Below are 14,152 nucleotides of genomic sequence, written 5' to 3' on the forward strand. Positions count from 1 at the left end.
ACTGACCGGGCGATTTTGCCCTTGATGGTGTTGGGGAAGGCCTTTCCCGATGCGGTTCTCGGGACTTATGAACCAGATGAACGATCTCAGCCGCCGAAACCCGGCTTTTTCCCCCGACGGTAGTATAGGAACTCTAAGCCAGAACCTGGGATTTCGGGCGCACGGAAGACCAGGTAGGTGAGGATCCCGCCCGCTCCCCTGCTGTCGGAGCCGGGCAAGCACTCTCCGCCTGCGCCGCCAGCCTCGGCTACCCAACTGTGCGCCCGGGACTGCGGACTCGAGTCCTTTGGGTTATGAGGGGAAATCCGCACTACACTCCGCACAGCTCTAACCAGCTAAAGCAGAGAAAGCATTACGAATTCCTAACCATTCGTTGTTTGGTTTAGGCTGGTTTTGCACCCCGTTCGCGCACAGAACCCGCACAGGCTTTTGGGATTGCTGGTAGGCCCAAAAGTGGGCACAACCCTGGAGCGTAAAAAGCCGTTTTTGATCGACTCAAACCCGGTATGATCGAAGGATGGAATCAAAAACTGAAGAAAAGGCCCGAGTCCGCTGCGAGGTTAAAGGGCCGATCCGCTGCCACAAATGCCAGATGAGCTGTCGAGACGCTGCGGAATACCTGAGCCACAAGTGCGAACCGAAGAATCCTCCAATCGTCATCAATTGATGCGCCGCTCCCGCGTGGGGGGAACGCACCTGAAATAGGGCATTGACTCCGGTTTGATTCGCGGACTACCGTGGACGTTAGCTGAAGGGGTTTTATGGCCGACGAGAGGCCACATCCCACCGCTATCGAGTCCCGTCTCAACGACGTCCGCGACAAGTGCCGCAACGAACAGCAGAAAGCTTTTTTCCTCACTGAAGCGCTGAGGTTAGCGAGCAGCAATTTGACCGAGATCTTGGATGACTCCAAAAGGCTCATAAACGAGAGTCGCAAGTTGCGGCAGAACGCTCAGCAACACCGAGTCAAAAGACGCGCTGCTTAAGGGAACAGGCAACCACCTGCTGTGCTTAGCTGCATCTCACGAGATGCGTAGGAACGCATCGGAAAGGGACAGCACCCCCAACCTCCAAAAAAAAACCTCCTCTGGACTGCTGTCCCTTTTTGTAACAGATATCCCTCGCGTTCACCGTCAACGCAATATCGGCTATTTCCTCGGCTATCCCGGTGGCGTCAGTGGAGAATGGCAACTCGTACAGCGCCATTACATCGTCTATCGCTTCTAGAGTGTGCTCTTTTGAACAGACTACACGACTCCGAGGATTTATTGTCTATTGAAAATAGTTCACGTTAGCCCAACAGCCAGCCCACCGGAGACCAAACTGAGTCCATCCCGTCGCAATATCCATATTTTAGTGGTTGACGACTCTGCCAGTGTTGCGGCCACGCTTGCAATGTTGCTCGAATCAGAGGGCTACAGCGCCATTTTTGCCTTGAGCGGCGGAGCCGCGCTCGAAATGCTTTCCGGAATTGCTGTGGATGTTGCAATCATTGACATAACGATGCCTGTCTTCGACGGCATCGAGACAGCGGCGGCGATCTGCAAAAAGCTGAAGGCTTGCAAAATCCTCCTCATGTCGGGCTCCTCCGATGCCACATCGCTGCTCGACCGCGCAAGAGAACTGAACCTCCAATTTGAGATTTTAGCCAAACCGATCCCACCGCGTGAGCTGTTGGCAAAGTTGGAGTTCCTAGCAGCGCAAGTCAAGACCAGCAGTGCATCAACAACAACTTAACCCCGCTCTCCGCAGCGAACATTATAGCCAGCAACATCAAGTAATCCTGCAGCCTCAACGAACGTTTTCACACGTTCGCGACCAGAGACTGGGACTCCCGCTGCGCGCACAAGTCCACCACCGTCTGCGTAAGAGACAACATCCTCCGCGAGGAGCCCTTCCAGAGCGGCCATGTCTCCTTTCTGCGCGGCAGGCAGGCGGTAGTAGCTCGCGTACTCTCTAATAGCGAGGAAGCACTCGGGCCGGAGGTGGACTTCTATTTTGCATATTGGGTGGAGGCTCACGAACTTCCAGAAACAGGGGTTCCGACAACGTTGGTGTTTGAGCGTGGAACTGACGGAAACGTATACCTCGACGGATGTCAGGTTAGCATAACTCTGCTGACGTGATCTTCCGCTTAGGAACATCGACCTTCTCTCCCAGCTCTCTGCCGTAGAGTCGCGGACGTGGCTTGGTGTGTTGTCGGCAAACCTTCCCTTGGATTACTTCAGAGTTGCCCGTCATTCGGGAAGGAACTAATTCGCTTTTGACAATTTCTTCGGCTGGGATCCCCGCTCTGTCTGGACATTCATTTCCAGAACATCGAAGCCGGAACGGCTTCCATGGCCCGATGAAAGCGACCGGGCTCTCGTTGCCATCAAGTTCGTGGGGTCAGGAGCGTCCTGACAGGAGTTTCCGGCCTCAATGTTCCTCATGGTAATCAGAACGCCGACTCGCGCGGCGCTCCTCTTCTTCTTCGATATCGATGAGTTGTTGCTCATCCTCCCACCATAAGAGGACGGTCATCGAATCGGAACCCGTTTTGAAACAGCTCTCGCGAATGTAGTACTTCTCAGCCCCGTCGCGATCAAACCAGCGGTCCGCGCGCACGTCTCCGCTCTTGTCGTCCCCAAGCTTGTTTGCGAGGAGGGTTGCGGCCAGTGAATGAGGATCGGGCCGAAGCCGAGGAAAGAGCGAAGAAGGAATGTCCTTGCCGGACGGGATGAACCGCTTTTTTCGCCCCTGCTCATAAAAGACAAGCATCGCGGGAAACGAACCGTGCTGAACAAGCCTAATCGCGGTCGCGGTGCGGCTCATCCTGAACACGCCCGCGAGGTATATGACCGTTTCAAGTGTGATCGGGCGTCCCTTCGCGAGCGGAACGAACATGCTGAGCGGCAGCAGGAGATCGCTCGCGAAGCGGTTGGCGCGGGTCTCGGCGTTGTTGCCCGTCCACTCGGAATTCATTTGGCTCTTGGAACAGCCGAAAGCGTTCTGCCCGCGGTCCTTCATCCAGTGCCCCAGCTCATGACCGGATGAGAAACGCTGGCGTCCGGCAATGGATTTGCTGTTGACGGTGATGATGGCTTTGTTGCCAGATCCGACAATGTTCGCTTCGCACCCCGTCAGCGGCTGACGCAGAATTGTCGCGCCGCACGCGAAGGCGATGGCATCGATGTCGAGATCCTCCGGCTCCGTGATCCCCAGCAGGCCGAGAATCTTCTCCGGCGGGGTGCCCGCTTCAATCACTTTTCCTCCGGGAGGAGACCAAGCTGGGCAAGTTTTTTGAGGTTCGACTCAATGTCTTCATCGGAGAATTCCGAAAGTTCGCGGTGCTGCAGCGTGAACGCCGGTTGCAGTTGCCCTGCTTGGGCGAGTGCTGCCATAAACAACCTTCTTCTTCCCTCAGCGGTTTTCGGAAGGTCAAAATGCCCTTCTGAAATACTGGCGAGTTCACGCTTGTAACCTTCCTTCGCCTCCGCGAGTGTTTTTTGCTGATGCGACTTGAACACGTTCAGCAGAAAACCTTTGAGTCGGGTATTCCCTTCTCCGGGATCGCGGCCCTCCTCCCGTGCTGTTTCGATCAGTTCATCTCCCGGAGCACTTCGGATATAGTCTCCGAGGTAATCGAGAAGTTTTTCAAGCCGTTCTGTGTGACTGCGCTCCTTACCTGCCATTGCGTTGCTCCATAATCTTCTTCACGCCGCGCTGGATGCGGCGCATCGTTGTTCGGAATTCCTTTTCGGGCATTTCGAACTCTGCCCGTATCGAGGGCCCGTCCATGCCGTCCTGGAATCCCATGATGAGAATTCCTGCTTTTTCGTCGTCGGCGAAAGCCGCTTCGATTTCTTCCACCAGCGCCTTGTTCTGCGCTTCGTGTTCGGCGCTCACTTCCGCTTGAATGAGCGCCTGTTCGGGATTGAGGGCCGGCGCCGCAAGCCCGTCAAAGGGAGAAACGATTTTCCCTTCCTCATCGGTTCTCGTCAGCTCGGATTCCAGCGAGGCGTATTCCGGCAGGTCCTTGTTCCGCTCTCGATAGCCTGCCCATTCGCTGGCAATGCTCCAGATCGTGCCAATGACGCACTTCGTGAAGCTGATACGGTCCTTATACCAATGCCGCTTCCTGTCGAGAATTCTCATTAAAGCTTCCCCGATGAGTTCTTTGGCATCACGGCGGTTGGCGGCGCGCCCTATGCGATAAATGCGGTTCCGTGCGCTCTGCTCAATGCGTTCGGTGTCTTCGAGCGTTAAAGCCTCGATCGCCTGCTGGATTTCGCCGGGGGTGGCTGGCTCAGGTTTCCGCGGAGCTGGTGAAGGCTTCGGCTTGGTTTTCATTCGCTCCACGGCCTTCGTTTTCCGGCCCTCCCTTATCAATGCTCAGATTTTCGGTATCCGTGACAAAGAAAAAATGACGCGCGCATTGTCGCGCATCCAGGAATTCTGAGCATAGACCACTATGGGCAAATAAAACCAGCCAGCAGCGGCGCCCAAAGCTGGGACGGGCCTTCAGCTCCCGCATGGCAAGAGAGGGTACCAAAATGACTCCGGGCAATGAGAACAAAAACGAGAAGCTGGTAATTTTCGTGAACGGGAAGAAGAGGACGAGCGAGGAGGACGGCGTCACGAATCCAATGTCCGTTGACGCCATCGCACGGTCGGCCGGACTGACGGGCGACACGGCCGTCGTGCGCCGGCGGCAGGGAGAAGACGGGCCGGTGGGAGATCCGCTCACGGGCGAAGTCCCGATTAAGAACGGCGAGCACTTTGTGGTCACGCGAAGGAACGTCGAAGGAGGCCGCCGGTGACGGCGGAGATCAAGGCCCGCGTGACGCGGGAACTCGAAAAAATCAGCTGGAAGACGAAGCTCATCGAGACTCCCGACGCGGTCATTTACCTCGGCCTTCCCAGCACGCTCGGCGTCGCAAGCACCGACGTGCTGGTGCTCGTGCCCGGCGGTTATGCGCAGTCCATGCTCGACAGTGCTTGTCTTCCGCAGGGCTCCCCTCTCATCGGCGTGGTGAAGGGGCAACCGTCAAACGTTCGTGGCTGACGGAAGAAGCTGGGTTCCCATCAGCTATCACCCTCATAATGGCGGCGGGGCTCCCGGCTGGGATCCCACGTGGCATGGTTTTCATACTTACCTGGATGAACTGGTGTCATGGCTATCGGTCAGAAGGTAAAGCAAGCGGCCGTCATGCGGATCACGGGCGCTCTGCGCGAGCGCCTGGAATCCCTCATCTTCTCGCGCTATCCCGACAAGGAATGGGCGACGTATTTTCTTTTCGGGACGCATCGGAGGCCGGACGGCATGGTCATCACGGTCGCCGATCTCATCGAGCCGGAAGGCGATGACCTCGATTCAACGACAGCGATTGTCAGATTCACCGAGCCGTACTCCTTAAGGGCGGCACTGGAAAAACAAAAACGCGGACTGTGTGTCGGCGTCATTCATTCCCATCCGCAAGGTTATGGCGTGCGTCCCAGCCCGCTAGACGATGACATGGACTCGTATTACGGGGACTACTTTTCCGCCTTTGGCAAGGAAGGAGCGTATTTCAGCCTGATTTTTTCCAAGACGAAGGAAGGCGATATCCATTTTTCCGGGCGCGGATGGAACGATGGCCATGAATTTCAGTTAACCGAGATCGTGACGGTCAGCGACAAGGAGATTCGCCGGGAGACGGCCCGGTGCAAGCCGTCCTCTGCGTCGCATTCCCACAATGAATACCGGGAGCGCTTTGAGCAAATCTACGGCAGGGAAGCAGCCGCACGCCTCCGCAATGCGCGCGTCGTTATCATCGGCGCCAGCGGCACGGGATCGCCAGCGGCCCATGTGCTTGCGCGTGCTGGCGTGGAAAACTTCGGTCTTATTGATCCACAGCAATTGGCAAAATCGAATCTGGAAAGGCTTCACGGCAGTTATCAAGCTCACTTTGCAAAAGGCGAGGCGGAAGCGCCTCTCAAGGTTGAGGTGGTGCGGGATCTCATAAAAGCCATCAATCCCAGGGCGAACGTGACCTGCATCGCAGGCAACATTGTGCAGCCGCTGGCGCGGGATTATGTCGTCGGCGCGGACCTCGTCATCTGCTGTACGGATACGAACCACAGCCGGACCGCCATCAGTGAACTCGCCTACCGCTACCTGGTTCCCGCTATCGACATGGGCGTCGTGTTTGAATCAAAGAACGGTTCCATAACAGGAGAGATCGGGCGCATTACGTTCTATTCTCCCGGCGGGCCATGTGTCCATTGCCTGGAGCTTGTGGATCCGTGGCGCGCAACTGTGGAGCTCATGTCAGAGGAAGAAAAGGATTGCCGCCGGCGCGAAGCGAAAGAGGCCGAACTCCGCGGCGATGACGCTAGCGTTTACTGGAGAGATGTCCCTGAACTTCCCACCGTGGGACACTTCACTTCAATGGCCGGCGCGCTCGCCGCCAGCTACGCGATCGGATGGCTGACGGGCAAGTTCACGCCGCCGCATCGCTACTTTGAATTCAACATCCTCGCACCCAATTTTGATTACGTGGGCTTCGATGCGCTGTGCCGCTCGGGGTGTTATTGCGAGACATTAATCGGGCATGCGGATCAGGGGGCGCATGCAGCTCTGATTTCTGCGCCGCCGCACTGGCCTGACGCCAGGCTCGTTTGACGCTTCACGGCATGCTGGACCAGCGCGCGCCATCGCAATAGTGCATGGTGTTGTAGTCGTTGTCGTAGAGGATGTCGCCAGCGCGGGGAAGTTAAACACCAGCACGCGCGCCGCCCGGCCTCGCTGTTAGGCAAACGGCTTGCCGTCCCTCTACTCCCGGATGGTCGGCCACTCGGAAGTTATACCGGCGGTCACCCGGATGCAGAGTGGGCACTTCGGATTGGTGATGAGAAATCCCCCTTTTCACTAGTGTTCTGCAATCGGAGCGGCGGACGTTTGGCCGGCTGGGCGAGAACGTTGGGCAGGTCTTACTGGGGTTCCCATTGGAGGGTGCCCATAACAACAAAACTAGCGGCTTCCTGTGAGAATGAGAGAGGCTTGCACGGTTGAAGCACCACTGACAAGTGTTGATAAGAATCAACTTAGTTGACTTTCTTTAGTTCGGGACCAGGGGGTCGGAGGTTCAAATCCTCTCTCCCCGACCATTCTTTTCAAGCACATGAACGGCATTTCTGGTTTTTCGTCTATAGCGATGTAGGCGATTTTGTAGACGGTGAAGTCCTCAAAGTTCAACAACCGGGTTTTCCACGCCGACTTATCGTGAACTTGCTGTGCAATTCCTCTGCACCAGCTACTGAGGGGGCCGATCGGCCGGAGGTGTATGCCATTTTTAGACCGCAATCATTTAAGTGGCGACGGTGTCGGTAGTGTGCCCTTTAGGTAGTGTCAAGGAAGTACGTTTTTCCTCCGAGAGAAATTCCTCGCTGCGGAAATGTTGGGTCGGACCGAATTCCAATCCAGCGTTCAGGGCGCTCGATGATGACCTTTTTCCAAACATTGCCGTAGAACATGCCGGCGCGCTCGTCCATACCGCACGCGATCTCGTAGATCTCGAGCAAGACCATCACCGGACTGAGCACCGCATTTCTGTATGATTTCGAGAACGTCGTTCAGGAGCTATCTGGAACCACGCCGACTGCGAATCTGCTCACCGGTCTCGGGACGGATGAAATATTTTCTCGACTGGACTCTGGAGCTACAATTGGGCCGTCATCCTTCTTGACTGATGCGCTTCACCACACGATTGCCTTGACGAACTCAAACGGCGGCATTCCAACCCAGTACACGTATCAACCGTTTGGAAATACCACTCTCGTCGGAACGGGAAATCCTAACTCGTTTCAGTACACCGGGCGAGAAAATGACAATGACAGTCTATATTTCTATCGCGCCAGATATTACAGCCCGACATATGGGCGATTTCTGGCTCAAGATCCAATTGGCTTTGCCGGGGGCATAAACCTGTACGGCTATGCGGGAAACGATCCCATTGACTTCACGGATCCGTTTGGCTTAAAACCTAAAATTCCGGCGTGTCCTCCATGGGCCGTGCAGTGCCCCTTGCCACCCGGATCGCCGAGACCAGACCCCAAACAGCAGAAGAAAGACTACGATAAATGTATTAATGATCAACGCGTACAGTTGGCCCATGCTATGAAAAACGCCGCGGACAATGCCGCGGAAGCTCTGCGTAATCATCCTAATTTCGGAGAGATGCCCGAGTCTCCAAGCTTGGGAGACGCGCTCATGCCGCTTGTGGGCACGATCGGGGACACTTCAGACTTCTGCCATGAACAATTCCCACTTGTAGATCTAGCTCCGGGGGGGGATGAGTATACCCGATATCCATTAAAGTGAACTTGGCAATAAAGTAAAGAACCGCGCATGCAGGGACAAGGTAGTTTATGTCGAAAGCGGATTGAAACTAGTTGGACTAGAACGAATGCTGCAAAGTGAGAATATACGAAGGGGTACCGAGAGTTGTGATTGGAGATAATAAGCCGCTTAGGAATTGTCAGTTCTCGCTTACTAAACTTATATATGCGATGTCAGCCGCGTCGATTGTCACGTACGTTGCGGCGGCCATTGGTATTCATGCCTTCTGGCCGAATTCAACCCGTTATGATCTGACACTCCTCTACGGTTTTCCGGTAACGTTGTTAGTCTTTGTTTTTATAATGGTCGGCATAATTCTGTTCTACAAGCCAATAGGAGTGATATTTCATTCTTCATCGAGCACTCCGCCGGAAAATTCTCGCAGTTCTAACCTCCTGAAGGACCTTGCAATCGGACTGCTCGTCGGGCTGGCCTGCTTTGTAATCGCCGTCCCAATGCTGTTGCGCGGTGACACACAGAGTCGCGTGATCGCACGACTTGTTGTCGCTGCATACGAACTGTCACCTGTTGCAATCCTTGGAGTCGTACTACTCGTCGTGGCACTGCCAGTCAGCGGTGAAATGGTGTTTAGAGGTATTGTATTCAGGACCCTTGCCGAGTATGCAACCATCCCTGCGGCTGTGATTGGCAATTCTTTGGTGTTTGCATACTTTTGGCCGGTCTACAACTGGCCTTTGAGAGTCCTTATCGGGGCAGCTTTGGGATTACTGTACTACCGAACGCAAAGCCTAGTGTCCTCGATCATAGCGAATGCCGCCTTTACTTCGTGCATCTGTGCTTTCACGGTATATAACTCGCTAGCAAGAACTTGAGGGCGCTCAGACCTTAGTGGTGTGGACCAGGTCCGTTAGGCTGGCTCTTAGGTATTCAGGCGGCTGTAGCTGGTGTGGCAGCAGGTCTCTACATGACAAATGCTGGGATAGACGAAATCGAGGATATATACAGCGACTACAAGTGGCCACAGTGCGAATGAATAGACAGCAAAACCTCTTTCGATGGCTAGCAGTAGGAGTTCCTTGTTTGCTTGGGATAGGTTTGTTCGGCGTGATCATTCTGCATGCAGGCTTTGCAGTGCAGTGGTCCGATGCAATGGGTCCAGTCGGCGCACTAATAGGAATTCAGCTCGTTCTATACGTTTCCATGTATTGGGTTCGTAAACGATTTGAATACACGCACGATCCAAGACCGGGAATCATGATCTTCGGACTTTACAGCTGGGTTCTCTGTTTGACAGCGTTGTACTATGCGGGGCAGCTGGGACTGTTAAATGCAAACGTCGTCGCAAGCAACTATTTGAATTTATCTATTTTCGCGCTGATTGTAACGTTGATAGGGGTCGTTCTTGGTTCTTACTGGAAGCGACAGTACCGTGGCATTAGCGAAACAGATGATGAGAGGCATGAATAGTGCGAACGCAAATCTGGATCTGAATATGTATTAGCCGTGTAATAGATCGCCCATTTTAGACGATCTTGCTAGCCGCGGCGCAGACTGTTGTTTTTCAACAAGTCGGCTTTCGCTGTAGTCGGCCTCCCCTGTAGACGATTTTGTAACTGCGAAAGCACTCGAGAACCAGAACTAACCGCAGTCTACAATCAGCAAGCCCCAACTGATTCAAAGCAAAGCAATAAACTTCAACAGAAATCACAATCGTTCGTCCCGACGAGCGCACGCGCTTCGGGACCAGGGGGTCGGAGGTTCAAATCCTCTCTCCCCGACCAATATTTTCTAGAACATAGAATCATTGTAGGGGCTAGCAAAAAATCCACTGTAGACGATTTTGTAGACGGTAACTTCCTCAGAGCCAACAACCCAGCCTTAACCGCTGGACGGCTGGGGTTGGGATACCCAGAGGTGGGCACGCAGCTGGCCGATTTATTGTTCACATTGCCCGGTCGACCTTTTCGATATTGAATTTCTTGGGTCGTGTTGACAGGCGCAAGGTGTCGGAGGATACTGCCGGTCCTCCCCTCAATGCTGGAGGTTAGCCATGCTGATGAGCGACAAAGATCCAAAACCGAAACCTAGTCCGTCTCCGAGTCCGCGTCCCAGTCCAGTTCCCAGCCCGTCGCCTGTTCCTGCGCCCACGCCAACGCCCAAACGAACTGAAACACGCTGAACTAACATGACCGTCACAAGCATACGTGCCAGACCGAGTGACATTTTTTGATTCTTGAATCCGTGCAGGCCCAGACTCCCACAATCAATTGAACCAGGCGAAGCGATAAGCTTTATTGCATTCCGGAATTTGTGACGTGTAACATCCTGAATCGCCGCCGCAGCCGCTGCGGCCCGGCTTAACTTTTGAGAAATTTCTTCTTAACCAGTTAGGAGTTACACATTCAGGGCCAGCGGGACTACTGAGCTTTGGCGGGTATGCTCAAGTTCGGCATGGGGCGGCCGGCAAACAGCCGACGGCAGGGTCGCGCCAGCAAACGAGCCCAGCGCGCCGACCAGGCCACCCGGGCGCTGTCGGTGGCGATTCCAGTATCTGCGTACATCTGGCGATAGATCTTTGAGATCAGCACAAAGGCCAGTCGGTTCCGTTTTGCCTTAATGAAATCAGAGCGCTTCCAGATGTATTTGAGGCTGTAAAATTTGTCCCACACTTCCTGGGTGCGCTGGCGAATTTCTTCAGCCGACATCACCGGATGTGGCCAAAATAGTTTGGGGCGAAGCGCCTGCGGAATCAGCCAACGCCGGGTGATAGGAACACCGGCGATTGGAGGATGGCCATCCATCATCTTTTCCCAACGGTTAAAGTCCACAGTCCCAGGAAACGGGGTCAACATAATGAATTGTGCGAAGGCGATATCAGCTCGCTGGGCCAGAGCAGCGGTATAGTCAAAAGTTGACGCACGATCACTGGGAAGTCCAAAGATGAAAGAACCCAGCACATACACCCCGTAACGACGAAACGTTTTCAGGTGCTCAACCAGGTTTTCTCCAGCTGCATTGAAATCCTTGTACACATCTTTGAGCCCTTCCGGGGTCACCGATTCCACGCCGACCAATGCGCCTTTAATACGGGCGGCCCTCATGGCTTCCAAAAACTCGGGGTCTTCGGCCGCTTCCATCGTGATCTGAGTAAAAAAGACCATGTCTTCGGGAAGCCGAGACAGCTGCGACATCAGCTCGAATCGTTCTGCTCGGATTGCTTTCAGCTCGTTGAGACGATCTGTATTGTTCTGCCGGGCAGCAAGCTTCAGATCAGTCAACGTGACAGGATAAAAGTTGTCATCGGCCAAGGCGATAAAACGAAAGCCAAGACGACGCAACTGGACGATTTCCTCCAACACCACATCTGCGGCACGCTGGCGTGGCCGCTGGCCGTCGGTTCGCCACACCGAACAGAACGAACAATGCTTGGGACAGCCACGCACGGTTTGCACCGAAGCCCACATGTAACGATCTCGGGGTATCAGGTCCCAACGAGCAGCAACAAACTCATTACCCTCGAGCCATCCGCCCGCATACATGGCCTTGGGGGTATCGTTGCAGCAGTCTGCAATTACGGCAGGCCACACCAGTTCTCCATCCCCTTTTACGACACCGTGGGCGCCGCCCAGTTCGAGCGCCTCCTCGGGATAGAGCGTGGCATGAATTCCTCCGAAGATTACATAGGCGCCGCGGGCGCGGGCGAGTTTTCCGATCTCATATCCTCGCAATGCGTTCGCAGTATGGATTCCGATACCCACCACGTCGCCGCTGTTAATCCGGCTGAGATCAATCGGGGCCAGAGTTTCATCAACCAAGTTTGGGTCGCCGAAGGAACGCGGGGTAGCTGCTGCAAGCACGTACAGCCATCGGGGGGTAATAACGGCGGTGCCGAACGAGACATGGCTGGGGTTGACCAGGTGAACCGCCCGCGCGGTCAAATGCGTTCAACCTCGCGGTGCTGTGGCTTTGACGGAATCACTTGCGAACTCGGCGAGACGACTATGACTGGCAGTGGAACCAAAGACATTAGCGCTCGGACGTTCAGGATTGTCGTCCGTCTCTTGCGCAAAGGGCCGTCGAGGTCAACAACGGCGGGATGCGTTCGTGACTGCAACCAAACTAGCAGACATTGGGGTTTGTCTCAAGCCTCTGATCGCACATGATATCTAGCGCTATTCCGGTTATTTTTTAGAAGCACACGAGTACCCACGTGCTATACTGTTTTTGACGCTAGTAGCCACGGCTCGCTTGCGGTGTGGCCGTCCGATTGATTTAAGAGACGAATCCCACCCCTCCCCAGTTGTCCTGCTCTCCGTTTCGTGCCAGCGCCAAATAACCTGAGCGGCTTCTCTTTTGTACATCGCGAATCGCACGTTGAGTGCGCGTCGCCAGGCGCCACTCTAGAAAGTTTACGATTCGAATGATGAATTTCTCTGAAATGCCACTCTCTGCCGCAATGCAGCAGCGCTTGGCGCAATCCAATTTTTGTAATCCCACGCCAATTCAGGCGGAAACGCTCCCGCACGCCCTTGCCGGAAAAGATGTGATGGCTACAGCCCCCACAGGTACCGGCAAGACCTTGGCTTTTTTGGTTCCCATTATCGAGCGGCTGCAAACCGCACCGAACTCACGTGCTGTTGAAGTGCTGGTACTAGTCCCCACGCGCGAATTAGCTATGCAGGTTCACGAGCAGTTCGAACGATTCCGCGGCAAGTCGCTCGCCCCGGCGGCACTGGTGATGGGCGGCGTCCCCGAGAAGAGGCAGTTAAGTGAGCTTCGATCCGGTGCCCGCGTGCTGGTTGCCACCCCCGGCCGACTGGAAGATTTCCATAGGCGAAAGCTGGTTGACCTGCGGCAGGTATCGGTTCTGGTCCTCGATGAAGCCGACCGCATGCTGGACATGGGATTTCTGCCCGCAATACGGCGCATTGTGGCAACGCTGCCCAAGAAACGCCAGACGATGTGCTTCTCTGCAACCCTTGAAGCGTCGGTTGCGCGCCTGGTGAACGACTACATGTGCGACCCGGTGCGAATCGCGCTGGGATCGACGCTGAAGCCCGTGGACAGCGTCGAATTGCACGCCTTTGAAGTGCCCATGGCGGACAAGTTCGATGCCTTGCGTCACCTGCTTCGCTCGGAGAAAGGACGCACGCTGGTATTTGCCCGAACCAAGCGCGGGACTGAGCGTTTAGCCAAGCACCTTATTCGCGAAGGTTTCTTGACGGCCATGATTCACGGCGACCGTTCGCAGCCGCAGCGGGTTGCCGCTCTCGACGGCTTCGACAAAGGGCGGTTCAAAGTGCTGGTCGCCACCGATGTCGCTTCCCGCGGTTTGGACATTCAGGATGTGGCCCACGTAATCAATTACGATCTGCCCACCTTGCCGGAAGATTTCATTCACCGTGTGGGCCGGACCGGCCGGGCAGGAGCTCGCGGCCGCGCCTCAACCCTGGTCTCACCCGCGGAGATGCTCGAGCTGCGGACGATCGAACGTGCTCTGCAGCTCAGACTGCAACGCATGGAGATTCATGCCGAGATCTCGGCTGAGAGGTCCTCTCGACCACGGAACACGCTGGTAGGCAGGACATTGCAACCTTTGCCGGGCGAAATATTTGCTTGATGCTTCAGCCTGGAAGCAAACCAGTCAGATGAAACATTTGGGAGGCTATTCTGAGCAACACTTGTGCGTGTGGCCATGACAAAAAGGACCACGTATTCACTTTGAACAACATGCAGCGCTACGCAAGCTGTAAGGTGTGTCTGTGCGACGGATACACCAAGCTCCAGGCCACCCCTGCGGGAACCAAGCTCGCAGCCGTAATAAGTCAT

At 55.1% G+C, this 14,152-nt stretch carries 12 protein-coding genes; 7 read left to right on the forward strand and 5 right to left on the reverse strand.

Going from position 1 to position 14,152, the window contains the following annotated elements; genetic code table 11:
• Nucleotides 1-1,356: 1,356 nt before the first annotated feature.
• Nucleotides 1,357-1,737 (forward strand): response regulator, encoded by a 381-nt coding sequence (locus VFA76_15690; protein HZR33288.1) that lies wholly within the window; start codon nt 1,357-1,359, stop codon nt 1,735-1,737.
• 681 nt (nt 1,738-2,418) lie between these two features.
• Here VFA76_15690 and VFA76_15695 read toward each other — a convergent pair.
• The 3 genes from VFA76_15695 to VFA76_15705 are packed head-to-tail and all read right to left on the reverse strand — an operon-like array spanning nt 2,419 to nt 4,332.
• Entirely contained in the window at nt 2,419-3,246 is an 828-nt protein-coding gene (locus VFA76_15695) for an ImmA/IrrE family metallo-endopeptidase (GenBank protein HZR33289.1), read from the reverse strand.
• Entirely contained in the window at nt 3,243-3,674 is a 432-nt protein-coding gene (locus VFA76_15700; protein ID HZR33290.1) for a hypothetical protein, read from the reverse strand. Before VFA76_15700 ends, VFA76_15695 begins: the two co-directional genes overlap by 4 nt.
• Complete coding sequence (locus VFA76_15705; protein ID HZR33291.1) at nt 3,664-4,332, reverse strand: hypothetical protein; 669 nt, start codon at nt 4,330-4,332, stop codon at nt 3,664-3,666. Before VFA76_15705 ends, VFA76_15700 begins: the two co-directional genes overlap by 11 nt.
• 182 nt (nt 4,333-4,514) lie before the next feature.
• On the opposite strand from VFA76_15705, the gene VFA76_15710 reads away from it, so the two are divergent.
• The 3 genes from VFA76_15710 to VFA76_15720 all read left to right on the forward strand — a co-directional run bounded on the left by VFA76_15710 (nt 4,515) and on the right by VFA76_15720 (nt 6,646).
• Nucleotides 4,515-4,802, forward strand: a complete 288-nt coding sequence (locus VFA76_15710; GenBank protein HZR33292.1) for a hypothetical protein — start codon at nt 4,515-4,517, stop codon at nt 4,800-4,802.
• On the forward strand, nt 4,799-5,047 hold the full coding sequence (locus VFA76_15715) for a hypothetical protein (GenBank protein HZR33293.1): 249 nt from the start codon (nt 4,799-4,801) through the stop codon (nt 5,045-5,047). The genes VFA76_15710 and VFA76_15715 overlap by 4 nt, the downstream gene beginning before the upstream one ends.
• A 108-nt stretch (nt 5,048-5,155) precedes the next feature.
• Nucleotides 5,156-6,646, forward strand: coding sequence for a ThiF family adenylyltransferase (locus VFA76_15720; protein ID HZR33294.1), 1,491 nt, complete (start codon nt 5,156-5,158; stop codon nt 6,644-6,646).
• A gap of 716 nt (nt 6,647-7,362) precedes the next feature.
• Here the strand turns inward: VFA76_15720 and VFA76_15725 are convergent.
• Nucleotides 7,363-7,551: a hypothetical protein gene (locus tag VFA76_15725; protein ID HZR33295.1), complete on the reverse strand. Its 189-nt coding sequence runs from the start codon at nt 7,549-7,551 to the stop codon at nt 7,363-7,365.
• 154 nt (nt 7,552-7,705) lie between these two features.
• On the opposite strand from VFA76_15725, the gene VFA76_15730 reads away from it, so the two are divergent.
• A complete protein-coding gene (locus tag VFA76_15730; GenBank protein HZR33296.1) occupies nt 7,706-8,344 on the forward strand; it encodes an RHS repeat-associated core domain-containing protein in 639 nt (212 codons plus the stop codon).
• Between the two features lie 95 nt (nt 8,345-8,439).
• Nucleotides 8,440-9,195, forward strand: coding sequence for a CPBP family intramembrane glutamic endopeptidase (locus VFA76_15735; GenBank protein HZR33297.1), 756 nt, complete (start codon nt 8,440-8,442; stop codon nt 9,193-9,195).
• 1,545 nt (nt 9,196-10,740) lie between these two features.
• On the opposite strand, the gene VFA76_15740 is transcribed toward VFA76_15735, so the two are convergent.
• Nucleotides 10,741-12,261 (reverse strand): radical SAM protein, encoded by a 1,521-nt coding sequence (locus VFA76_15740; protein ID HZR33298.1) that lies wholly within the window; start codon nt 12,259-12,261, stop codon nt 10,741-10,743.
• 500 nt (nt 12,262-12,761) lie between these two features.
• On the opposite strand from VFA76_15740, the gene VFA76_15745 reads away from it, so the two are divergent.
• On the forward strand, nt 12,762-13,943 hold the full coding sequence (locus VFA76_15745; GenBank protein ID HZR33299.1) for a DEAD/DEAH box helicase: 1,182 nt from the start codon (nt 12,762-12,764) through the stop codon (nt 13,941-13,943).
• Nucleotides 13,944-14,152 lie beyond the last annotated feature (209 nt).

It is taken from the genome of Terriglobales bacterium (assembly GCA_035651655.1).
In the GTDB taxonomy this organism is placed as follows: Bacteria; Acidobacteriota; Terriglobia; order Terriglobales; family Acidobacteriaceae; genus DASRFG01.